At 55.3% G+C, this 524-nt stretch carries 1 pseudogene; it reads right to left on the bottom strand.

Annotated features, from left to right (window positions below):
* Positions 1-524: pseudogene (locus FDX22_RS21045) on the bottom strand (helicase-related protein); the annotation flags it as partial.

Here is a 524-nt window from a genome sequence, read left to right on the forward strand (position 1 = left end):
ATCAGGCTGGTATCGTCGTCCTGCTCTTCAATGCTCTCAGCCAGTGCCAGCGCTTTTTCACCGCCGTTAGAGTGGATCTCCAGCAGACGATCGCGACCTTGCTCCAGCTGTGCTTTCAGCGCGTCATGCTGTTCGCGGCAGGTTTTGATCAGATCGTCAAAGCCATCGGTATTTTCTGGTTCAGCCNCGTGTCGTAGATGGTACGGCCGGTCGGGCAGGTGTGTTCGAACGCATCCAGACCTTCGTGGTACCAGTGCACCAGTACGGATTGCGCGGTTTTTTCCAGGTACGGGACGTGAATCTGAATATCATGAGCCTGACCAATACGGTCCAGACGGCCAATACGCTGTTCCAGCAGGTCCGGGTTGAACGGAAGGTCAAACATCACCAGATTGCTGGCGAACTGGAAGTTACGCCCTTCGGAGCCGATTTCAGAACACAGCATTACCTGAGCGCCGCTATCTTCTTCGCTAAACCAGGCTGCGGCGCGGTCACGCTCAATGATCGACATCCCTTCATGGAAC

This window comes from Citrobacter sp. TBCS-14 (assembly GCF_005280805.1).
GTDB lineage: Bacteria > Pseudomonadota > Gammaproteobacteria > Enterobacterales > Enterobacteriaceae > Citrobacter > Citrobacter gillenii.